20 protein-coding genes are annotated in these 21752 nt (G+C 70.6%); 10 read left to right on the forward strand and 10 right to left on the reverse strand.

The window, feature by feature from the left end:
- The first annotated feature begins 14 nt into the window (after positions 1 to 14).
- From RT2_RS15220 to RT2_RS15235, 4 genes are read left to right on the forward strand one after another with little or no spacing between them, the layout of a single operon-like run.
- Positions 15 to 3032, forward strand: a complete 3018-nt coding sequence (locus RT2_RS15220) for a non-ribosomal peptide synthetase (RefSeq protein ID WP_072845637.1) — start codon at positions 15 to 17, stop codon at positions 3030 to 3032.
- Positions 3029 to 3724, forward strand: a complete 696-nt coding sequence (locus RT2_RS15225) for a formyltransferase family protein (RefSeq protein WP_072845638.1) — start codon at positions 3029 to 3031, stop codon at positions 3722 to 3724. Before RT2_RS15220 ends, RT2_RS15225 begins: the two co-directional genes overlap by 4 nt.
- The gene (locus tag RT2_RS15230; protein ID WP_083577403.1) at positions 3721 to 5901 is read left to right on the forward strand and encodes an MMPL family transporter; all 2181 of its coding nucleotides are present in this window, start codon (positions 3721 to 3723) and stop codon (positions 5899 to 5901) included. The genes RT2_RS15225 and RT2_RS15230 overlap by 4 nt, the downstream gene beginning before the upstream one ends.
- Positions 5902 to 5956: 55 nt before the next feature.
- Positions 5957 to 6190, forward strand: coding sequence for a hypothetical protein (locus RT2_RS15235; RefSeq protein ID WP_072845639.1), 234 nt, complete (start codon positions 5957 to 5959; stop codon positions 6188 to 6190).
- A gap of 241 nt (positions 6191 to 6431) precedes the next feature.
- Here the strand turns inward: RT2_RS15235 and RT2_RS15240 are convergent, their stop codons facing one another.
- Together RT2_RS15240 and RT2_RS15245 are read right to left on the reverse strand one after the other, a co-directional pair.
- On the reverse strand, positions 6432 to 6932 hold the full coding sequence (locus RT2_RS15240) for a hypothetical protein (protein ID WP_072845640.1): 501 nt from the start codon (positions 6930 to 6932) through the stop codon (positions 6432 to 6434).
- A gap of 162 nt (positions 6933 to 7094) precedes the next feature.
- Complete coding sequence (locus RT2_RS15245; protein ID WP_072845641.1) at positions 7095 to 7964, reverse strand: alpha/beta fold hydrolase; 870 nt, start codon at positions 7962 to 7964, stop codon at positions 7095 to 7097.
- Between the two features lie 112 nt (positions 7965 to 8076).
- Between RT2_RS15245 and RT2_RS15250 the strand changes: the two genes are divergently transcribed.
- Both RT2_RS15250 and RT2_RS15255 read left to right on the forward strand, forming a co-directional pair.
- On the forward strand, positions 8077 to 8715 hold the full coding sequence (locus RT2_RS15250; protein ID WP_072845642.1) for a TetR/AcrR family transcriptional regulator: 639 nt from the start codon (positions 8077 to 8079) through the stop codon (positions 8713 to 8715).
- The gene (locus tag RT2_RS15255) at positions 8708 to 8977 is read left to right on the forward strand and encodes a hypothetical protein (protein WP_072845643.1); all 270 of its coding nucleotides are present in this window, start codon (positions 8708 to 8710) and stop codon (positions 8975 to 8977) included. Before RT2_RS15250 ends, RT2_RS15255 begins: the two co-directional genes overlap by 8 nt.
- A 63-nt stretch (positions 8978 to 9040) precedes the next feature.
- On the opposite strand, the gene RT2_RS15260 is transcribed toward RT2_RS15255, so the two are convergent.
- Positions 9041 to 10108: a phosphatidylinositol-specific phospholipase C domain-containing protein gene (locus tag RT2_RS15260; RefSeq protein WP_083577404.1), complete on the reverse strand. Its 1068-nt coding sequence runs from the start codon at positions 10106 to 10108 to the stop codon at positions 9041 to 9043.
- A gap of 180 nt (positions 10109 to 10288) precedes the next feature.
- Here RT2_RS15260 and RT2_RS15265 point away from each other — a divergent pair, with 180 nt between their 5' ends.
- Both RT2_RS15265 and RT2_RS15270 read left to right on the forward strand, forming a co-directional pair.
- The gene (locus RT2_RS15265) at positions 10289 to 10747 is read left to right on the forward strand and encodes an SRPBCC family protein (protein ID WP_072845644.1); all 459 of its coding nucleotides are present in this window, start codon (positions 10289 to 10291) and stop codon (positions 10745 to 10747) included.
- Positions 10748 to 11119: 372 nt separating this feature from the next.
- Positions 11120 to 11323, forward strand: a complete 204-nt coding sequence (locus RT2_RS15270) for a hypothetical protein (RefSeq protein WP_072845645.1) — start codon at positions 11120 to 11122, stop codon at positions 11321 to 11323.
- A 7-nt stretch (positions 11324 to 11330) separates the two neighbouring features.
- Here the strand turns inward: RT2_RS15270 and RT2_RS15275 are convergent, their stop codons facing one another.
- Positions 11331 to 12314 carry an alpha/beta hydrolase gene (locus RT2_RS15275; protein WP_072845646.1) on the reverse strand — a complete coding sequence of 328 codons (984 nt, stop codon included), beginning with the start codon at positions 12312 to 12314 and terminating at the stop codon, positions 11331 to 11333.
- Positions 12315 to 12495: 181 nt separating this feature from the next.
- On the opposite strand from RT2_RS15275, the gene RT2_RS15280 reads away from it, so the two are divergent.
- Positions 12496 to 13638, forward strand: coding sequence for a glycerate kinase (locus tag RT2_RS15280; RefSeq protein WP_072845683.1), 1143 nt, complete (start codon positions 12496 to 12498; stop codon positions 13636 to 13638).
- 52 nt (positions 13639 to 13690) lie between these two features.
- Here RT2_RS15280 and RT2_RS15285 read toward each other — a convergent pair whose 3' ends face one another.
- A complete protein-coding gene (locus tag RT2_RS15285) occupies positions 13691 to 14116 on the reverse strand; it encodes a nuclear transport factor 2 family protein (protein WP_072845684.1) in 426 nt (141 codons plus the stop codon).
- A gap of 298 nt (positions 14117 to 14414) precedes the next feature.
- Here RT2_RS15285 and RT2_RS25505 point away from each other — a divergent pair, with 298 nt between their 5' ends.
- Entirely contained in the window at positions 14415 to 14603 is a 189-nt protein-coding gene (locus RT2_RS25505) for a hypothetical protein (protein ID WP_139191225.1), read from the forward strand.
- A 44-nt stretch (positions 14604 to 14647) separates the two neighbouring features.
- Here the strand turns inward: RT2_RS25505 and RT2_RS15290 are convergent, their stop codons facing one another.
- The 5 genes from RT2_RS15290 to RT2_RS15310 all read right to left on the reverse strand — a co-directional run bounded on the left by RT2_RS15290 (position 14648) and on the right by RT2_RS15310 (position 21736).
- Positions 14648 to 16501 carry an ABC transporter ATP-binding protein/permease gene (locus RT2_RS15290; RefSeq protein ID WP_072845647.1) on the reverse strand — a complete coding sequence of 618 codons (1854 nt, stop codon included), beginning with the start codon at positions 16499 to 16501 and terminating at the stop codon, positions 14648 to 14650.
- Positions 16502 to 16575: 74 nt separating this feature from the next.
- Positions 16576 to 17712, reverse strand: coding sequence for a cation:proton antiporter (locus RT2_RS15295; protein WP_072845648.1), 1137 nt, complete (start codon positions 17710 to 17712; stop codon positions 16576 to 16578).
- A gap of 58 nt (positions 17713 to 17770) precedes the next feature.
- Positions 17771 to 18673 (reverse strand): acyl-CoA thioesterase, encoded by a 903-nt coding sequence (locus RT2_RS15300; protein WP_072845649.1) that lies wholly within the window; start codon positions 18671 to 18673, stop codon positions 17771 to 17773.
- Positions 18674 to 20092 (reverse strand): pyruvate kinase, encoded by a 1419-nt coding sequence (pyk, locus tag RT2_RS15305; protein ID WP_072845650.1) that lies wholly within the window; start codon positions 20090 to 20092, stop codon positions 18674 to 18676.
- 138 nt (positions 20093 to 20230) lie between these two features.
- Positions 20231 to 21736 (reverse strand): glutamate synthase subunit beta, encoded by a 1506-nt coding sequence (locus RT2_RS15310; protein ID WP_072845651.1) that lies wholly within the window; start codon positions 21734 to 21736, stop codon positions 20231 to 20233.
- Positions 21737 to 21752 lie beyond the last annotated feature (16 nt).

The raw sequence follows: 21752 nt of genomic DNA on the forward strand, positions 1-21752 counted from the left end.
AACCGAGGTTGCCTGTGACCACGACCGTCCCCACCTTCCAGCGACCCGTCTCGGCCACCGAACGGCTGTACCTGGCGACGCAGCCGCTGGCGCCGCCGTTCGCGATCCAGCTCGTCGTCACCGGCACCGGCGACCTCGACCCCGACGACCTCGTCGCGGCGGTGGCACGCGCGTCCGCCGCATGTCCCGGCACGCGGCTGGTGCGCCGCGCCGGCACCTGGGTCGACTCCGGCGCGCCGCCGCACGTCGAGGTCGTCGACTCGGCCGAGATCGACTTCACCGACCTCGACGCCAGCCCGGTCCTGCGCCGGCAGCTCGGGCTGAGCCCGCAGACCACCACCGAGGTGGTGCTGCTGCGCGGCGAGGCCACCACCGTCGTCTTCCGCGCCTTCCACGGCGTGATGGACGCGAAGGGACTCGGCACGTGGGCCGCCGACGTCTTCCGGGTACTGCGGGGCGAGGACCCGATCGGCGCGCCCGATCCCACCGCGGACCACGACCTCGTCGCCCGAATCGGCATGCGGGGCAAGCCCACCACGCTGGTGCCGACCCGTCGCTCACCCCTCGGCGTCACCGGCCGGGCGCCGCGCGACGCCCGCTTCACCTGGCGGCACCGCACCGTGCCCGGCACCACCACGGGCGCGGTCGCCCGGATCTCGGCGGTCCTCGCCGACGCCGTCGGCCGGCCCACCCGGATCATGGTCCCGGTCGACCTGCGCCGCCACGACCCCACGATCCGCTCGACCGCGAACCTGGCGCTGCCCCTGTTCCTGGACGTCGCCCCCGGCCAGTCCTGGTCCGAGGTGAACGCGCAGCTGCTCGTCGGCCTGGTCGAGGGGCGCGAGCTCAACGAGATGGACAACGGCGGCCTGGCGAAGCTGCCCGCGGCCGTGACCCGCGCGATCCTCGAGGCCGCGCATCGCCTCGGGGCCCACGCCGACCGGAACCTGGTCGCCGCGATCGTCTCGCATGCCGGCGACGTCGGCCCCGAACTCCTGTCCGCCCCCGGCTTCACCGCAGCCAGCGTCCGGGCACTCCCGGTCCACACCGGCCTGGTGCCGATGTCGTTCGTGATCCTCGAATCCGGTGGGAACACCGAGATCACGGTGTCCTGCCGGGCCGGGGACAAGGTGGCGGGCCGCCTCGACGAGCTGCTCGACCGGGTGGCCACCGCGCTGACCGTCGACCACCCCGCGCCGGCCCTCGACCTCGCGCCCGCCCTGCCCGTGGAGACCACCGCCACCCCGACCTCCGACAACGCGGACCTCCGGTTCCGCCGGCACGCCGAGCTGACCCCGGACGCGGTCGCGGTCATCGGACCCGGCGGCCGGCACACCTACCGGGAACTCGACCGCCGGGCCGACGCGATCGCGGCGGAACTCCGCGGCCACGGCGCCGGGCCGGGCTCGATCGTGGCCATCCTCGCCGACCGCAGCGTCGACGGCGTCGCCGGCCAGCTCGGCATCCTCCGGGCCGGGGCGGCCTTCCTCCCGCTCGACCCGAAGCACCCCGCCGACCGGCTCTCGGCGATCGTTGCCGACTCGGGGGCCCGGGCGCTGCTCGCGGCGCGGCCGCACCGCGACCGGATCACCGCAGACGTACCGGTGCTCGTCCTGGAGGATCTCCCCGAACACACCGATCACCCCGTCCGCGAACGGATCCGCGGTGACGACGTCGCGTTCGTCACCTACACGTCCGGATCTACGGGGCAGCCGAAGGGTGTCCTGGTCCCCCACGCCGGCGTGGTCAACTTCGTCGACTCGGCCACCGACTGGTACCTGCTCGGGCCGCAGACCCGATTCGCACACCACCACACGCCGGCCGCGGACATGGCCTGCGCGGCGTTCTTCGGCGCGCTGCTGACCGGAGGCGCCGTCACCCTGGTGCCCGGCGAGATCTCGCACGTGTCGCTGCGGTCGATGGTCGGCGACGGCGTCGCGAACACCTTCCTGCTCACCCCCAGCCTGCTCGAGGTCGTCGTCGGGTTGGAGATCGACCCGCCGAATCCGCGCACCGTGATCATCGGAGGGGAGCAACTCCGGCCGGGGCTGGCCGCGGCGGCACGCCGGTTCTTCGGGCCCGGAGCGCGCCTGCACAACAGCTACGGCCCCACCGAGCTCAGCATCGTGTGCACCTCACACCTGATCGACCCCGACCCCGACCCGGACGCGACGTCGGTCCCGATCGGCACACCGGCGACGAACACCCCGGTGTACCTGCTCGACGCGCAGGCGCGGGCCGTCCCGACCGGCGAGATCGGCGAGCTCTACTTCGGTGGCCCCCAGGTGGCACGCGAGTACCTGGGCCGGCCGGAGCTGACGGCGCAGCGGTTCGTCGTCCTGCCGGGCGGCGTCCGGGCCTACCGCACCGGGGACCTGGCCCGCCTGCTGCCCTCCGGGGTGCTCGACTTCGTCGGCCGCGTCGACGACCAGGTCAAGGTCCGCGGCAATCGCGTCGAGCCCGGCGAGGTCCAGGCCGTGCTCGACCGGTTCCCGGGCATCGGCCGGTCCGCGGTGGCCGGCCGGCGCGGCCCGAGCGGCGGCAATGTCCTCGCCGCGTACCTCGTCGCGGACGGCGGCATCGACGTCGACGCGGTGCGGAGCTTCCTCGCCGAACGCCTGCCCGCGTACATGATCCCGGCGGCGATCCACGTCGTCGACGACCTCCCGCTGACGGGCAACGGCAAGCTCGACCTGGCCCGGCTGCCCGGCGCTGTCGAGGCCGCCGGCCCGCGAGACGCCGCCCCGATGCCGGATGACGACGCGGACCCGGACCTGGGCCGCATCACCGCCATCTGGGCGAAGGTCCTCGAGATCGGCCCGCAGCGACTGACACCGGACTCGGACTTCTTCGCGCTCGGCGGCGACTCGCTGTCCTCCCTCGAGATGCTCTCGCAGGTCTCCCGGACCGTCGTCGGCGCGGCCGGCGAGGCCCGGTTCGTCGCGCAACTCGAGGGGCTGGTCCACCACCTGACCCTCGCCCGGGTGCACGCCGCCGCGGTCGCGGCCCGAGACGCCGGGGCGGCGTCGTGATCTTCGTCGGCCGGGGCGCCCTGGTGTGGCGGGCCGTGCGCGCGGCCGACGCCGCCGGACACCGGGTCGACCTGGTCTGCGTGGGCCCCGACGAGGCTGTCCCGGAGGGTATTCCGGCCCTGCGGACCACCGACGTCAACGACGACGCCGCCACCGTGACGGCGGCCTGCCGGGACGGGCTGGTGTGGTCGATCAACAACGAGACCATCCTGCGGCCGAAGCTGCTCGGCTCCGGCCTGCGGATCTACAACATCCACAACGGCCCGCTCCCGGCGTACCGCGGCCTGCCGGAGATCGCCATCGCCGCGGCGTTGCTGGGCGGTGAAACGCATTACGGCGCCACACTGCACGAGGTCGACACAGGCATCGACACCGGCGCCGTCCTCGACATCGAACGGTTCCCGATCGCGCCGCAGGACGGGTTCCAGGAGGTGATGCTCGCCGGGCTGCGCGCCTGCCATGCGGTGTTCGTACGCAACCTCACCGCGGCGGTCGAGAACACCCTGTCTCCGATGCCGCCGTCGACGCAGCCCGCCGGGTACTACGGCCGTCGCCAACTCGCGGACATCGCCGCCCGCCGCGGGACCGACGGTTTCTCGCGCGCCGCCTCGCTCGGGGTCTTCGCCCCGCTGTACCCCGACCTGGCCGCGGCCACTGCCGGGCAGCGATCGCCGGACGGCGCCGCCCGATGACCGGGTGGGCCGCGGCGGTGGCACGGCGCCCGTGGATCGTCCTGCTGCTCACCGTGGGCTTCGTCGTCGCCGCCGGCGCGTGGGGCGCCTCGGTGACGTCGCGACTCGGCTCCGGCGGATACGCCGACCACGGCAGCGAGTCGATGCAGGTCGAGCGGCTCGTCGACGACCTGTTCGGCCGCCAGAGCCCGGACGTCGTCGCCGTCTACACCGCCCCGGACGGCCAGAGTCTCGACGACATCGGACCCGCGGTGCAGGCCCGTCTCGACACCCTCGACCCGGCCCTGCTCGACAAGCCGGTGCTGACCTACTGGAACACCCCGGCCGCCGCCTCCTCGCTCCGGTCGGCCGACGGGACGAAGGCACTGGCCGTGGTGTTCGCGGCGGGCGACGAGGACCAGCGCATCGTCGCGTTCGCCGACATCGCCCCGCACCTGTCGGTGCCCGGCGTGCACACCGACATAACCGGGTTCGCTGCCCTTGCCGCCGACATCAACACGCAGTCCCAGCGCGACCTCGTCGTCGCCGAGTCGCTGTCCCTCCCGATCACGTTGCTGGTCCTGGTCCTGGTCTTCGGCGGGCTGGTCGCCGCGTCGTTGCCGGTGGCCGTCGGCGGGCTGGCGATACTCGGGGCCATGGCCAGCCTGCGGCTGATCGTCGAGTTCACCGACGTCAACGTATTCGCGGCCAACATCGCCACCCTCCTCGGACTCGGACTGGCCATCGACTACGGGCTGTTCGTCGTCAGCCGCTTCCGCGAGGAACTCGCCGACGACGACGCCGACGTCGACGGCGCCCTGACCCGCACGCTCGCCACGGCCGGCCGCACAGTCGGCTTCTCGGCGGTCCTGCTGATCTGCGCATTCGCCGGGACCCTGGTGTTCCCGCAGGTCTCGCTCCGGTCCCTCGGCTACGGCGCCATGTCTGCGGTCGCGGTCGCCGCGGCGCTGTCGCTGACGGCGCTCCCGGCGGCACTGGTCCTCCTCGGACCCCGCATCGGCGCGGGCAGTTGGCGCCGGAACGCCTTCGCGCGGGGCGAGGCCCGCGCCCAACGATTCTGGGGCCGCGTCACCCGGAGCGTGCTGAGGCGGCCGCTCGCCACCGCCACCGCCGTCACCGCGGCCCTGCTGGTACTGGCCACCCCGATACTCGGCATCACGCTGACCGACGTCGACCACACCGCGCTCCCGCCCGGCAGCGCGGCGCGGGTCACGGCGGAGCAGGTGGCCGCCGAGTTCCCGGCGGCGAACAGCGGCGTCATCGTCGCGGTCCGCGGCGCCGACGGTCAACCACCGGCCGCCCTCGCGGTGGAGGGGTTGCGCCGCGAGATCGCCGCGGTCGACGACGTGTCCGAGGTCGCCGTCGCCGGGACCCGCGAGGACGTGACCCTCCTCCGGGCTCAGCTGTCGGTGCCCGACCGGTCCCAGCAGGCGATGCAGGCCCTCGCCGGCATACGCGCCGTCGACGCCCCGGCGAGCACCGACGTGATGCTGGGCGGGATGACCGCGATCACCGCCGACGGGGTCGACGCGATCGTCGACCGGCTGCCGTTGATGATCGCGGTGATGGTCCTCGCGACGCTGGTGCTGCTGTTCCTCGGGTTCGGGTCGATCGTGCTGCCGGTCAAGGCGGTGCTCGTCGCCTTCCTCAGCCTGGGTGCCACCTTCGGGATCCTGACGACCGTGTTCGTGGGCGGCCATCTCGCCGGCGTACTCGGCGTCAGCCAGGGTCCGCTGGCGGCCGGGATGGTGGTACTGGTCATCGCCGTGGTCTTCGGACTCTCGACCGACTACGAGGTGTTCCTCATCTCGCGCATGGTCGAGGCCCACCAGCAGGGCGCGAGCACCGACGACGCCATCCTGGCCGGCACGACCAGGACCGGCCGGGTGGTGACCGCGGCCGCCGCGCTGCTCGTGCTCGTCACCGGCGCGTTCACCCTCTCCACGCTCACTCCCATGCGGTTCATCGGAATCGGCATGATGATCGCGCTCGTGCTCGATGCGACGCTGGTCCGAATGCTGCTCGTCCCCGCCCTGGTGAAGCTCATGGGCGAGGCCAACTGGTGGCGGCCGGCGTGGTTGCCCTCGGCGACGTCAGAGCGCAGTGTTAGTGGACAACACAACGTCAGTGGGCAACACGACGCCAAGACCGGCAGCCGAACACCTGCTCCGCCGTAGGACCAGGCCGGGGCGGGCCGGACAGTCACCACCAACACACCGCTGAGAGACCGCCATGAACAAGACCGCGCTACGCCTCGCACTGGCAGCAACGGCTGCCGCATCCCTGATCGCCCTCGGACCCGGTGTCGCAGCGGCGGCCCCGGCGCCGACCCCGGTTCCCGAGGCGGTCCACCCCGTCGTCCTGTTCGGCCAGCTCGGTCCGCTCGGCGCTGTCCTCTCGTGCGCACCGGTCGGACTGCTACCGATCCTCGGGCCGAACGTCATCTTCCCGATCTGCGTGGTCTGAGGAGTCCGCTCCCCCGGCACCCCACGCCCTGTCGGGGCGGGAGACGAGAAAGCCCCCACCCTCGAACGAGGGTGGGGGCCTTTCGACACCAGCTCAGGAACCGATCAGGTCCTTCACGAGATTGGTGGCAACGCCGATCAGGACGGCGGTGAGCATGGTTTCGACGCTTCCCATTGTGGGCTCCTTCAATACGATCTGGTCAAGGCGGAGTTGACCATACGCGAGCGGGCGGCCCTCGGTGCTACGAACTGTCGCGTTTGGCCTGACGTTTGACGCCGGCGGCGATGTCGGACGCCTCCCGCTTCTTACGGCCCGCCGACTTCTGCTTCGACTTTTTGTTCACCCGGCCCTGCTGACCCGCGGAATCCGGGCCGGTGCCGTTGCCCGCGAAGGCCGGGGCGTCCTGGCGTGCCCGCGCGAGTCGCTCCCGCTTCAACTCGGTGGCGCTCTCCTTGGCCACCGCGCCCAGGCGACGACTCACCCGACCGAGCGCCTGCTCGAAAACCTCAACCCTGGCGGCGTTTCGAGTCGTGGTCCGTCCCGCCGCACCCCGGCTCGCCTTGTCGGTCACCGCGGCCGCGGCCTCACGCCGGTAGACCTTGGCGTGCTTGTTGCGGGCCTTGCGCACCCGGGTGTGCAGGTCGATCAGGGCGTCCTCGTCCAGACCGTGCAGGTGGTCCCGCTTCGTCTCCAGCACCAGCACGTTCTCGGTCTCCGACAACGACTTCAGCAGCTTCTTCATGGAAGCCCCTTCTCTCGGCAACCGTCCCGGGGTGTCCGGGTCGCACCTTGCGCGACAGTAGCTTCACGTGACGGGCCCGTCGGTATCCGCTACGTCCGGTTCGTCCCAGGCTAGCGACAAAGCGGCCCGACTGGTTGGAACAGCGGAACCGCGCGGCGGCCCTCACGTCCCCGCTCCTCCCGTACTCCCGGGCGGATCGTCGACCGCCCCGAGGAAGTCGCGGATCGCCGCGGCCAGTTCACGCGGGCGGTCCTCGGGGATCAGGGTGTAGCAGTCGTCGAGTTCGACGAGCCTCGCGCGCGGGAACGCCTCGGCGAGCCTGCGACCGTGCTCGGGCGGCATCACCACGTCCTCGGTCCCCCACACCACCAGCACCGGACCCTCGAACGAGGCTGCCGCGGTGGCCCATTCGCCCAGCACCCGTCGGCTCGGGACGGATGTCACGTACTTGCGCAGGTCGCGCCGGATCGACCGGTCGCGGGTGGCCGGACGGAACCACCCGTCCATCACCTCGGTCGGCACCGGCCGCTTGCTCATCGCACCCCAGGCCCGCGGTGACCGCCGCATCACCCGCAGCCGCATCAGTTGCATTGCGAGGAACAACCCACCCGGGACGCGGGCAGCCGCGACGATCGGCCTCGCGGGCGGGGGCGGATAGTTCTCGAAGGCCTCGCTGGCCGTGAGGACGAGCCGTCCGATGCGAGAGGTGTCGCCGTTCGCGACCAGCACCTGCGCACCGCCCCAGTCGTTCTGCGCCAGTGTGACGTCGGTGGGGCCGAGCCGCCCGACGAACTCCCCGATCAGCACGGCCAGTGAACGCAAGGACAGGTCGGCATCGGCCCGCATCGGCACCCGGTGCCCGCCGAGCGGCCAGGTCGGGAGGATGCACCGGAAGTCCTCACGCAGGTCGTCGACGACGTGGCGCCAGAGGGTCCCGTCCATGGTCAGTCCGTGCAGGAACACGATGACCGGTCCCGCGCCGCCGGTGTCCTCGTACTCGACGGTTCCCACGGACAGCTCGACTGTGCGCACGATGCGCCCCCTCGGCAACGATTAGATAGATCGTTCTAATGTAGGCTAGGTCACAGGCAGTACGGACGCAACGGCCGTTTCGTTCCCACCGCGCGACAGGGAGGGAATCACCATGCCGGACACCAGGACTCGGATCATGAACAGCAGCGCCGAGCTGCTTCGGCGCAACGGCTACGCGGGCACCGGACTCAAGCGGATCGCCGCCGAGGCGGACGCACCGTTCGGGTCGATCTACCACTTCTTCCCCGGCGGCAAGGAGCAGCTCGCCGACGAGTCGATCCGCGCGTCCGGCGCGACGTACGCCGACCTCTTCGCCGAGATCATGGATCCGGCTCCAGACCTGCTCAGCGGCGTCGCCGCGATGTTCACCGGCGCGGCCCGGACCCTGGTGGAGACCGACTTTGCCGACGCCTGCCCCATCGCCACCGTCGCCCTCGAGGTGGCGAGCACCAACGACACCCTGCGCCGGGCCACCGCGGACGTGTTCGACGGCTGGGTCCGGGCCGGGGTCCCCCGGTTCGCCCGTTGGGGGCTCGACGCGGCCACCTCCCGATCGCTGACCCTCGCCCTGATCACCGGGCTCGAGGGCGGCTTCGTGCTCAGCCGGGCGCAACGCAGCACGGAGGCCCTCGAGGCCGCCGGGGCGAGCGTCGTCGCGGCCACCCGGGCGGCCCTCGCCGCGACGTCTCCCGACAATGCGGCGACGCACGACACTGCGGCGACGCACGAAACGGCGGTGAGCCATGATTGAGTCCACCAACCCCGCCGGCACCGACGAGCCCCTCAGCCTGGCCGACCGCGCCTGCCTGCCGATGGGCGACGGCGACCGGATCCGACTGCTCCTCGACGTCATCGAACTGGCGCAGACCCGCGTCGGCTACGACGAGATTGCCGATCTCGCCGCCCCTGCCCTCGCCGACTACGGCGTGGCGCTGAACCCGGACGTCGCGGCCGGCTGGAACCTCGCGTGCGAAATCCTCACGCGCACACTGGAGTCCCGGCTCCCCCACTGACCGTCGCGGGAGCGGCAGAACGACGGCGGCGCGGGCGCCCAGTCTGCCCGCGCCCGGCCGATCTCAGCCGCGCGGCGACACCGCGGAGAGCACCTGCGGCAACGCCGTCCAGTCCGCGGTCACCACGCTCGCCGAGTGCTGCGCCAGCAGCGAGACCCGGCCGAGGGCCACTCCCTGGGGCGGCGAGACACCGTCGATCGGCGGCGCCACGCGGTGCGCGTCGGTCATCACCAGGATGTACCCGCGATCGCGGTACCACCGGGTGTCGATGCCACCCCCGAGGTAGTCCGAGGCGTCGCCGTCGAAGAACACGAACCAGGGTCGCACCGTCGGGTCGTATCGGGTCTCACGGGGATCGCCCGACTGCGCGCCGTGCACCGCGGGAAAGGCGGCCGCCTCGGCCAGCCTGCCCGTCGCGGCCAGGTCGCGCAGGTGCGTGGCGTACTCGCGATCGGTCCACAGGTCGTCGAGCGGGTTGACCTCCTCGACGGTGCCCGGGATCAACTCGAACACGAACTTGCCCGCCATCTCGTCGACGGTGGGCCATCCCCGCTCCTGCACGGCCTCGTCCAGGGTCAGCCCGGAGTCCCCGACCAGGTCGGCGGGCCGCAGCAGGGCGTCACCGAGTCGCTCGCCGACCAGCGCGTCGAACTCGCCGGGTCCGTGGGTGGCACAACCGGCCGAGAACTGGTCGAACTCGTCGGGCCCGAGACCACAGCCCGCGTTGAATCCGTCCTTCATCTCCACCTTGACCAAGACCGGACGATGGCCGGGGTTCGCGTCGTGCCACGCCCGCAGGTCCGACAGGCACCCCTCGAGCCCGGTGTCCCGGGGCCCGCCACGCAACTGCGCCGCGGTCTGGGCCCCCGCGCAATTGTTGTCGTTGCCCACCGGATTGTTGTGCGCGACCCGCCAACCCGGCGCGGCGAAGTTGCTCCAGACGTCCAGCTCGATCAGCGCGGTGCCGGAGTCCAGGGCGTCGGCCAGGTACGGGTAGGCGGTCTTCTCGTAGGTGTTGTGCACGCCGACGGACGTGGTGTCCGCGTAGGTCGACCCGGCCGGGACCGACTGCGGCGCTCCCGTTCCCGCGACCGCGGGTGTCGCGGCGCCGACCGACGCGACGAAAATCATGGCTACGCCTGCGGCGCTGTGCCGAAGCCTGGCTGCGCCTGCGGCGCGGGGTCGAAGTCGACGGATCACTGGCTGCTACCTTCGGTCTGCGGGAGGCGATCAGCCAGCAGCGTACGGACTTCCGGCGCCGCCCGGTCGTCATTCCCCCGGACCGGCGTCACGCAGCGGAGGGCACGAACCATGGCGAGCAACGAGATCCGGCTGACCCAGCACGTCGCCGCGTCACCCGCGAAGGTCTGGGCGGTGCTCACCGACCTCGACAACGCGCAGCAGACGCTGTCGGGGGTCTCCCGGGTCGAGCGCGTCTCCGGCGAGGGATACGCGGCCGGCACCCGCTGGCGCGAGACCCGGAAGATGTTCGGCAGGGAGGCGACCGAGGAGATGTGGGTCGCCGAGGTGGAACCGGAACGCCGCACAGTGGTGAAGGCGCACTCGTCCGGCACCGACTACACCACGGCCTTCACGCTTGTCTCCGCCGGCGAGGGCACCGACCTGACGATGGTCTTCTCCGCCGAGACCGGATCCTCGCTGCTCCTGAAGATCATGATGAAGCTGTTCGGTGGGATCGGGATGAAGGCCACCACCAAGGCCATGACGCAGGACCTGCGCGACATCGCGACCCGCGCCGAGAACAACTGACGGCGAGCGCCGCACACCTTTTCGCCGCCTCGCACACCCGTTCCGCGCGGAATGCGCGTGAGACACCGGCAAAAGGTGTGCACTGCGCAGTACGTCGGTGTTGCGCAGGACGTCGGTGTTGCGCAGGACGACCAGCCGAAACCGAACGCACCGTCGCCGTTTCCGATACCCCGCCGGTGGGTACTCCTCGACCATGACCGACCTCCGCGCAGCCCAGCCCGACCCGGTGCCGCCGATGCCTCAACCCCCGCCGCCCCAGCCACCCGTGCCGCCACCACCCGGCCCGGCTCCCGATCCGCTGCCACCCGACCCGATTCCACCGACGCCGGACCCGCTGCCCGGCCCACCCGTACTCACCACCGCGGAGGAGTCATGAGAATTGTCACGATCCTGGCCCTGGCCTGGTTGATTGTCGGGGCCGTCGCCGCGGGCCAACGCGGGTACTACAGCAGCGACTCGGCGACCAGTTGTGCGAGCGCGGGCACGATCGCGCTGACCGTGGTCGCGGGACCGCTGAACTACTTCGGCGTGAACCCGAAGATCTCGGACTGCACGCTGCCGCAGCCCAGCAGCTGAGACCGCCTCACCGACTGATCGCGTCCCGCATCGCCGGCAGCATCGCCCACAACTGGTCCTGCCAGTACGGCCAGCTGTGCGTGCCGAAGGACGGGAACTCGAAGTGGGCGGAGTCGATGCCCATGGTCATCAACCGCACCTCGAACGCCCGGGTCTGCACCAGCGACAGGGCCTCCAGCCCCATCGCGGTGGACGTGTTGAAGTAGTCGACCGGGTTCGCCGGCCGGTCGTGATCGCCCGGCAGTCCGCTGCCGGCCGAAATCCACATGGGCAACCCCCGCAGCCCCTCTGCCTGTACGAACGGGTCGTGCAGCAACCAGGCCGGATCCCAGGGCGGACCCCACATGCTGTCCGCGTTGTACTGTCCCGCATCGAGCATCGCGACCCGGATCGCCTCCCGCATCCCGGGAGCCGACAGGTTGAGGTATCCGGACAGGGCGCCGGCGAAGACGAACTGGTCGCGATGACGGGAGGCCAGGATCAGCGCCGCGTTGCCGCCCATCGACAGTCCCACCACCGCGTTCCTGGACCGGCTGATGCCGTAGTTCCAGGCGAGGTGGTTGGGCAGGTTCTCGGTGAGGAACTTCTCCCACATGTAGGTGTAGGACTGGTTGGTGAAGTTGTTCGGCCCGTACCAGTCGCTGTAGAAACTGGACTCGCCACCGACCGGTTCGATCACGTTGACACCGTGGTCCGAGAGCCAGGCGGCGTTGGTCTCGTGTTCCCAGCCGCTGACGTCGTCCGTGGCCCGCAGGCCGTCCAGCAGGTAGACGGCGCGATTGCTCCCGTTCCTGGCCAGCCAGATTCGGACCTTGATCCGGCCGACACCGCCGGGTGCCGACACCCAGTCCTCCTGCAACCTGGCGTACGGTCCGGCGGATGCGGCGGCGCCGCTACCGAGGGCGATTCCCAGCGGCAGAACCACCGCCGCGACGACGAGCAGCACCAGTGAGCGCAACGAGCGCCGTGGGGGTCGCGGGGTTTCGCGCATCAGAATCAACCTCCGTCACATCAGTAACTTGGGTCTCACTGACAAGCACGGTATTACCGGCGGCGTGCGGCGACGAGGTCTGTGCTCAATCGTTACCTCGGCTCACCCCATCGTGATCTGCGCGAACTCCCGGGGCCTGGACGAGGTGCATCGTCGAAATTGCTGCTGGATAGTGGCCACCATGAAACGTGTGGTGGTGGCGCCCGACAAGTTCAAGGGATCGTTGACGGCAGCCGAGGTTGCGAACGCCCTCGCCGACGGATTGGTGACGGGAGACCCCACCCTGGAGGTCCTGTGCGCTCCGGTGGCAGATGGTGGCGACGGCACTGTCGCCGCCGTCGTCGCCTCGGGCTGGTCGCCCGTCCTCGTCAACACCACCGGGCCCACCGGTGAGCCGATCTCGGCCTCGTACGCGGCGCGCGGATCGGTCGCCGTGGTGGAACTCGCATCGGCGGTCGGACTGGAAGCCCTCCCCGGCGGGGTGCCGGACCCGCTCGGCGCCAGCACGTTCGGGCTCGGCACCGTCATCAGGCACGCGCTGGAGGGGGGCGCTCGCGAGATCGTCATCGGCCTCGGGGGCAGCGCGTCGACCGACGGCGGTGCCGGGATGCTGCAGGCGCTCGGCGTTCGGGTGGTCGACGCCGAGGGAAACGACGTCACGCGCGGCGGCGGCCCGCTGCGCGTCGCGCGGCGGGTGGACCTGAGCCGGCTCCATCCCGCGGTGGCGCAGACCCGGTTCCGACTCGCCTGCGACGTCGACAACCCGTTGCTCGGGCGCAGCGGTGCCACCGCCGTCTACGCACCCCAGAAGGGGGCGACAGCTGACGATCTCGTCGCGCTCGAGGAGGCGATGACACAGTGGGCGCGGGTCGTGCGCGCCGCGACCGGCCGCGACGACAGCGACCGCGCGGGGGCGGGGGCAGCGGGCGGGACGGCATTCGGCGCCATCTCCGTCCTCGGTGCCCAGACTCAGCCCGGCATCGAGACGGTCCTCGACCTCGTCGACTTCCGCCGGGTGCTCGCCGGGGCGGACCTCGTGGTCACCGGGGAGGGATCGCTGGACGCGCAGAGCCTGCACGGCAAGGCCCCCATCGGCGTCGCGGCCGCAGCCCGCCAATCGGGTGTGCCGGTCGTCGCGGTGGCGGGACGAAGCGCGCTCAGCGACATCCAACTGCGTGATGCCGGCATCATCCGGGCCTACACACTCGCCGAACTGGAGCCGGACCTGGACAGATCGATCGCGAATGCGGCGGACCTGCTGCGCCGCATCGGCCGCACGATCGCCGCGACCCGATCCACCGTCGGCCGGCGAGGCGAATCATGACCCGGGTCCACTGGCCCTGCGCCGTCGCATCACGGTGCGACAGGCCTCAGGCTCACCCCATCGTGATGCGGCGGTGCGCGAGCATCCAGCGTCCGTCGACCCGCCGGAGCACGTCGTCGTAACGGCCCACGCTCGACAGCCGCACCGCCGTGGTGGTGTCCACGAAGAACATCCAGTACGCCGTCGCCTCCGCGACATCCTCGCCGGTCGGACTGACCGAGATGGTCGTGAGCACGTGCCGGGTTGCCGTGCCGGGCCCCTGGATACCGTCCGCCCGACGCGCGCGGACGCCCTCCCCCAACTCCTCCCGACCCGCGCGGCGCTGCGCAACCATCCCGGTCCGTGGGTTGGCCGGCGACTCCCACACCGCGTCGACGGTGAAGTTGGCGAGGTACTCCTCGACCTCCCCGTCGTCCGCGAGATGCGCCAATCGCGCGAGCAGGGACTGGATTTCGACGACGGCTTCGGCGTGGGTCATGCCGCAACCCTGCCCCGCGACCGTCTGCGGGACACCGTCGGTTCCCACCTCACGGGATCGCGGGCCCGCCGGCCCGGCAATTACGGGTACGCCCGCATCGGAAATTACGGCCAATCCCGCAATCGGTAATCCCTTTGTCGCTACATTGCAGGGCGAGCGAGGTCCCCGTAGGACAAGGATCCGTTCACCAGGCATTCACCAGTGCACGTCCGCCGCGCACTGGTTGGCGGTAACGATCTTCGGGAGGTCGGATTGAGCGCGACGACAGAGCCAGTGGCCGGGCGGCGAGAGGATGCCCGTGCCTAGGCCCGGGCCGGTCCGCCCGTTGGTGGGCGTGAAGATGGATGCCAACCAGATCCAGGAGTACGACCAGCAGGCCGCGCACGAGGGGCTGCTGATGAAGTCCGGCAAGCCGAACCGGTCGGAGCTGATCCGCATCAAGCTGGCCTTCGCCGACGAGCACATGCCGAACGGCTGGCGCCCCTGATCCGTGCCGGCACCGGCATCTCGTCGGCGCCGGAACCCGGCGGGTCAGGCGGGGACCGGCGACAGTTCCCAGGGTCCGTCCCCGTCCAACTCGAGCTGCCGGGAGTGGTGCCGGTCAACGGTGCTGCGGTGGCTCACGCTCACCAGCATGCACTCCGGGACCTCCGTGCGAATCAGGTCGTACAGGGCGTACTCGAGTCCCTCGTCGACCGCCGAGGTCGCCTCGTCGAGGAACGCGAGCTTCGGCCGGATCAGCACGATCCGGGCGAACGCGATCCGCTGCTGCTCGCCGGGCGAGAGGATCTTCACCCAGTCCGCCTGCTCGTCGAGGCGGTCGACGAGGTTGCCCAACTGCACCTTTCGCAGTGTCTCGCGGATCACCTCGTCGTCGAGGAGGTCAGGGGTGCCCGGGTAGGCGACCGCGGTGCGCAGGTCTCCAAGCGGGAGGTACGGCATCTGTGAGAGGAACAGGGTGTCGTCGCCGAGTGGACGACGGATCACACCCTCGGTGTACGGCCACATCGCCGCCAGGCTCCGGAGCAGCGTCGTCTTGCCGCTGCCCGAGCGCCCCTTCACGACCAGGGTGTCGCCGGGTGCCATCGCCAGGTTCAGGTCGGCGATCAGCGACTGCCCGTCCGGCCGGCGCACCTGGACACCGCTCAACTCCAGGGCGCTCGCGAGTTCCGCGGTCTCGATTGTCGGCAGCTCGCGCGAGTGCCGGTCCGCGTCGAGCAGTCCGCTGAGCCGGATCAGGCTCGCCCGGTACCCGGCGAAGACGTCGTAGGACTCGCGGAAGAAGGACAGCGAGTCATGCACCTGGCCGAAGGCCGTGGACGACTGGGTCATGTCGCCAAGGGTGATGGTGCCCGCGAAGAACCGCGGCGCCTGGATGACGAAGGCGAACACCACCGAGATCTGGTTGACGACGAGGTTCCAGCCGCTGAACTTCAGCGTCCGGAACACGATCCGCCAGAAGTTGGCGATCACCGCGGCGAACCGGGTCAGCAGGCCGTGGCGTTCGACGCCCTCGCCCCGGTAGAACGCCACGTTCTCGGCGCCGTCGCGCACCCGGACCAGTGCGTACCGGAAGTTGGCGGTCAGCTGCTCGTTCCAGAAGTTGAGCCGGATCAGCGGCCGTCCGATCCAGAACGCCACGATGGTGGAGACGAGGACGTACGCGAACACCAGGAACACCATCGCGCGGGGGATCTCGTTGCCCCACACCGTCATCGGGCCCGACAGGTCCCACAGGATCCTGGTGAAGGACACCAGGCTCACGAGCGCACCGACCGCACCCATCGACAGCGTGCGCGAGGTCTGCACGAAGTTGGTGATGTCGGTCTCGATGCGCTGGTCCGGGTTGTCGATGCCCGCGTCGACGAACCGGCCGCGGTAGAAGGCTCGCCCGTCCAGCCAGTCGGTGGTGACGTGCTCGGTCATCCACAGCCGCCACCGGATGTCGAAGGCCTGACCGACGTAGTAGTCGACCAGGCTGCGCACCACGTGGATCGTCGCGAGGATCCCGAACACCAGCAGGCTGTGCCAGAACGCGGCCTTCGCCAGATCCAGCGCGTCCGTGTCGCCCTGGGCGTAGGCCTGGGCGGCCATCTGCAGGGCCGTGTACATCTCGTTGCCCTGGTAGGAGAACAGGACCGTCATCCGGACCGCGAAGACGGTCAGGAAGAGCACCGCCGACAGCAGCGCGTACACCCGCCAGCTGCCGCGGCCGGTGTAGTAGCCGCCGCTGATCCGCCAGAACTGCCGGCCCCACCGCGTCATCCGCGCCAGCAGCCACGCGACGATCAACAGGCACACCGCCGTGATCGCGAAGGCCTCCAGCGTCCAGATCAGGCTGTGAAGCGCCTCGTTGTTCCAGTCGAGGCCGGACGATGCGGACATGCGACTCCCCGATCAGCCGGGACGAGCGAGCGTGGCATTCCTTCGAAATGTAGACCCGTCGGGGCCTTCGCGTGTCAGGTCTTCGTCAATCCCTGCCGGGCGGCAACTCCGCCCGCCACCGCGGCAATACCCACCGTCACCAGCGCACCGAGGATCAGAGCCGGCGCCTCCCCCGGTGCGAGCACGCCCAGTTGCGTGCCGACGGTGGCCGCGGCCACCGGGATACCGAGCTGCGACGCCGCCAGCACTCCGAGTGCCAGCGGCTGGCCCAGCAGCCGGAGTGCGGAATGCACGGCCACGGCGCCGAACCCGAGCAGCAGACCCAGCAGGACGAAGGACGGGTGGTCGACGAGCTCGCGCAGGTTCAGTGATGCGCCCAGCCACACGAAGAACAGCGGACCGAAGAAACCCTCGGTGATCCCGAACAGCTGGCGCGCCAGCCGGCGCGGCTCGCCCACCGCCGCGACGACCAGGCCGAGCGCGAACCCGGCCAGCATGACCGACACGTGCGACCAGACGGCCAGCGCGGCCAGACCGAACAGGATGCCCAGGTTCATCCGCAGTTCCAAGGCGAGCTTGCGGTCCTCCGACAGTCGGTGCAGCCGGACCCCAAGTCCGCGCCGCTCCAACTCCCGGTACAGCAGGTAGACCAGTCCGGCGCACACGGAGACCGCGACCACACCCAGCGCCGCGCGGAGCGCGTAGTCGGGGGCGATCACCAGCGGCAACGCCACGATGCAGGCCGTGTCGGCCACCGCGACCTGCGCCAGCATCCGCAGCACCGACGACCCGCCGAGGCCCAGGGAGTCGACGATCGGCAGCACCAGGGCCGCCGACGAGGACGCGATCAGCACCGCGTACAGCCCGGCCTGACCGGTACCGAACAGTGCCGCGACGGCGATTCCGGCGGGTACCGCGAGGATCCCGACCAGCAGCGCCTGACCGGTGCCGCGCAGCAACGCCGGCCGAAGGGTCGCGTCGCGCATCGGCACGTGAGTGCCCGCGACGAACATCACCAATGCGAAGCCGATGTCCGCCAGCATCGTGAACGTCGGCTCCGAGGCGTCGAGGATGCCCAGCAGGCTGCCGCCGACCACGATCCCGGCCAGCAGTTCGCCCAGCACCACCGGCACGTGCCAGCGCTGCCGCGCGGCCAGTGCCGGCCCGAGCAGAGCCACGAGGGAGACGAAGGCGAGCGCGGCGAAGCTCACGGAAGACCGGTACCCCCTCCCGCGGCGGCTGCCGGCGGTAGCTGCCGCTCGGAGGCACCTACCCCTTCTTGGGGAAGTGCCGGATCAGCCCCTCCTGCACGACGGTCGCGACCAGTTCGCCCTCCCGCGCAAAGAATCTGCCGGTGGCCATGCCGCGGGAGCCCGCGGCGACCGGAGACTCCGTCGCGTAGAGCGTCCAGTCGTCGAACCGGAACGGCCGGTGGAACCACATCGAGTGGTTCACCGTCGCGGCGACGATCCGGTCCAGGCCCCAGGACAGGCCGTGGGTGGTGATGATCGAGTCCAGCACCGTGGTGTCGGAGGCGTACCCCATGACGGCGACGTGCAGGAGCGGGTCGTCGGGCAGCGAGCCGTCCGCCTTCATCCAGACCCGGTTGTGGTTGAGCCTGTCCCCCGTGCCCTTCATGATCCAGGCCGGGTCGTTCGCGTAACGCATGTCGACCGGCTTGAGCGCCTTGACGAACATCTCCAGCCGGTCCTCGAAGCCGACGAGGTGCTCACCCAACGGCGGCAACGACTCCGGGTACGGCACCTCCGGCACCGCGACGGCATGCTCGAGCCCGCGCCCCGAGTCCTGGAAGGCGGCGAGCATGACACACAGTTCCTTGCCGTCCTGGTACGCCGTCACCTGCCGGTTCGCGAAGGCCCGGCCGTCCCGGTGCCGCTGCACCCGGTACACGATCGGTTCCTTGACGTCGCCGCCACGGATGAAGTGCGTGTTGAGCGCGTGCAGTGGACGCCCCGGACCGACGGTGCGGCCCGCGGCGATGATCGACTGCGCGATCATCTGGCCGCCGAAGGTGCGGCTGCCCAGTTGGGCCTGCGCGGGATGCCGGCCCAGGAACTCGTCCTCGCCGATTTCCTCGAGGTCGAGCAGGTCGAGCAGAACGTCGAGATCCGTCGACCGGTCGAGTTGTGTTCCGGCCCCCGCGTCAGTCACCTAGTGGTCCTCTTCGCCAATCCGATGCACGTGAATCAAGTTGGTCGAGCCTACGGTTCCGGGGGGCGATCCGGCGACGATAACGACGAGATCGCCCCGGTTGTACCGGCCCAGCGAGAGCAACGCGGTGTCGACCTGGCCGATCATCGCGTCGGTCGTGGACATCCCGGGCACCAGGAACGTCTCCGTCCCCCACGTCAGCGACAGCTGGCTGCGCACCTCGGGCAGCGGCGTGAAGGCCAGCAGCGGCAGCGGCGTGTGCAGCCGGGCCAGGCGGCGGACGGTGTCACCGGACTGGGTGAAGGCCACCAGTGCCTTGGCGTCCAGTCGCTCGCCGATGTCGCGGGCCGCGTAGGAGATCACGCCACGCTTGGTCCGCGGCGTGTGGGTCAGCGGGGGAACCCGGGTGGACTCGGACTCGACGGCCTCGACAATCCGGGCCATCGTCTGCACGGTCTCCATGACGAACTTGCCCACCGAGGTCTCGCCGGAGAGCATCACCGCGTCGGCGCCGTCGAGGACGGCGTTGGCGACGTCCGAGGCCTCGGCCCGGGTCGGACGCGAGTTCTCGATCATCGACTCGAGCATCTGCGTTGCCACGATGACGGGGCGGGCATTCTCGCGGGCGATCTGGATGGCGCGCTTCTGCACCAGCGGCACCTGCTCGAGCGGCAGCTCCACACCGAGGTCGCCGCGGGCCACCATCACCGCGTCGAAGGCCAGCACGACGGCCTCGAGGTTCTCGATCGCCTCCGGCTTCTCCAGCTTCGCGATGACCGGGACGCGGCGGCCCACGCGGTCCATCACGGCATGCACCAGTTCGACATCCGCCGGCGAGCGGACGAAGGACAGCGCGATGAAGTCGACGCCGAGGCGGAGCGCGAACTCGAGGTCCTCGATGTCCTTCTCCGACAACGCCGGCACCGTGACGTTCATGCCGGGCAGCGAGACGCCCTTGTTGTTGCTGACCGGGCCGCCCTCGGTGACCACGCAGACGACGTCGTTGCCCTCGACGGCCTTGACGGTGAGCCCGACCTTGCCGTCGTCGACCAGAAGGCGGTCGCCCGGCTTCGCGTCGTTGGCGAGCTGCTTGTACGTGGTGGAGACGCGATCGTGGATGCCCTCGACGTCGTCGACGGTGATGCGCACCTCCTCGCCGTTCTCCCAGACGGTGCGGCCGTCGACGAAGCGTCCGAGGCGGATCTTCGGTCCCTGCAGGTCGGCGAGGATGCCGACCGCCTTGCCGGTGGCCTCGGAGGCGGCGCGCACCCGCAGGTAGTTGTCCTCGTGGTCGGAGTGCTCGCCGTGGCTGAAGTTGAGTCGGGCGACGTCCATGCCGCTCTCGACGAGTTCTCGGATACGGTCACCGGTCGCGGTAGCGGGTCCCAGCGTGCACACAATCTTGGTTCGTCGAGTCACGACTGTGAGCCTAGTCGTTGCGGACCGGCAACTCTATTCACCACCATTGCGCCGACCATTGGTCCAAATCATTTAACTGATAATTCACGGAATTGTCGCGGTGAATTTGCCTGCAATAACTCGAGCCCTCGGACCGGCCTACAACACCGCGAGCGGCAGCGTGGTCGGGTGCACGGGCGCGGGCAGGTCCGAGTGCCCGGTCAGGTAGGCGTCGACGCTGCGCGCGGCCGAGCGGCCCTCCGCGATCGCCCACACCACCAGCGAGGCTCCACGGTGCGCGTCACCGCACACGAACACGCCGGGCGCGGTGGTCTGCCAGTCCGGTCCGCAGGACAGAGCACCGCGGCCGTTGGGACGCAGCCCGAAGCCGTCGAGCAGCGGCCCGTGCTCGACGCCCTCGAAACCGATTGCGAGAAGCGCCAGATCACAAGGCAATTCGACCTGCGATCCGACCGGAGTGACTCGACGCCGGCCGCCCTCGTCGACGCTGACCCGCACTTCGGCCACCACCACCGAACGCACGCGGGCGTCGGCGTTGCCGCCGAATCGCTGCACCGCCACCTCGAACCGGCGCACCCCGCCCTCGGCGTGCGCCGGCGAGGTACGCAGCACCATCGGCCACGACGGCCAGGGCGAACGCTCTTCGTCGCGCTCCGCCGGCAACTCCGGGTGGTAGTCCAACTGGGTGACCGAGGCGGCACCCTGCCGGTGCGCGGTACCGAGGCAGTCGGCCCCGGTGTCGCCGCCACCGATAATCACCACATGTTTGCCGCTCGCCGACACTGCCGTCGGCCCGTCGCCCTCACACTCCCTGTTCGAGCGCACCAGGTAATCCATCGCCAGGTGGATCCCGCCCAGCTCGCGTCCCGGGACGCGGCTGTCGTCGCGAGCCCGCAGTGCGCCCACCGCAAGCACGACCGCATCGAACCCGGCGCTCAGCTGCGCCACCGTAGGCGCCACGCCCACCTCGCTTTCGGTCCGGAAGCGGGTTCCCTCGGCACACATCTGCTCCAGGCGACGGCCGAGCACCGACTTCTCCATCTTGAACTCGGGGATCCCGTACCGCAACAACCCGCCGAGCCGGTCGTCGCGTTCGAACACCGTGACGTCGTGTCCGGCACGGGTGAGCTGCTGGGCCGCGGCCAGCCCGGCCGGGCCCGAACCGATCACCGCGACGGCCTTGCCGGTGCGGACGACGGCGGGACACGGCGCGACGACACCTGCCTCCCAGGCGGCGTCGGCGATCGCCTTCTCGATCCACTTGATCGTCACGCTGCCGCCGGAGTCGCGCTCGTCGATGGAGAGCACGCAGGCGCTCTCGCACGGCGCCGGGCAGACCCGCCCGGTGAACTCCGGGAAGTTGTTGGTGGCGTGCAGGCGGTAGGACGCCGCCGACCACATGTCCCGTTGCACCAGGTCGTTCCACTCCGGGATCAGGTTGCCGAGCGGGCAGCCCGCAGAACCGGAGTGACAGAACGGAACTCCGCAGTCCATGCAGCGGCTCGCCTGCGCGGACACCTCACGCGCCCGCTCGGCCGGGGGCTGCTCGACGTACACCTCGCGCCAGTCGTGCACCCGCTCCTGAACCGGACGCCGCGGGGCGTCCCGCTTCGGGACCTTCATGAAGCCCTCGGGGTCAACCACGTGCCGCCTCCGCGCT

The sequence above is a fragment of the Rhodococcus tukisamuensis NBRC 100609 genome, assembly GCF_001894985.1.
In the GTDB taxonomy this organism is placed as follows: Bacteria; Actinomycetota; Actinomycetes; order Mycobacteriales; family Mycobacteriaceae; genus Rhodococcus_G; species Rhodococcus_G tukisamuensis.